This window comes from Paenarthrobacter sp. 10L420 (assembly GCF_056395385.1).
In genome coordinates, this window is the sequence record NZ_JBFTJK010000084.1 from 1 (window position 1) to 414 (window position 414).

Genomic DNA, 414 nt, shown 5'->3' on the forward strand with positions numbered 1-414 from the left:
GGCGGGGACCTTCCTGGTGCTCGCCGGGGGCTATGGCGCCGCATGGTTTGCCTCGGGCGGGTTGGAGCGCGACGGCGGCTGGCTGGGACTCGCCGCGGAGCTCGCCCGGCAGTACCTGCCGCTGCCCATTCCCGGCATCTACAACCGCGTGTTCCAGAACCGCAACGCGGCCGAGGCTTTCCTGTTCGCCTCCTCCGGCATCATCTTCTGGGTCGTGGCGCTGGCCGGGGTCTGGCTGGTGCTGCTGCGCCGCCACCACGGCACGGATGCGGGGGCCGAGGACCGGGAAAGGGCCCGCGGCCTCATCCGGCAAGGCGGCGACTCGCTGTCCTGGATGGCGCTCTGGGCACCCAACACGTACTGGTTTGCACCCGAGGGCCGCGGGGGAGTGGCCTACCAGCAGCACGGCAATGT

1 pseudogene is annotated in these 414 nt (G+C 71.3%); it reads left to right on the forward strand.

What is annotated here, in order from left to right:
* Positions 1-414 (forward strand): annotated as a pseudogene (locus AC1DD5_RS25785) (hypothetical protein); the annotation flags it as partial.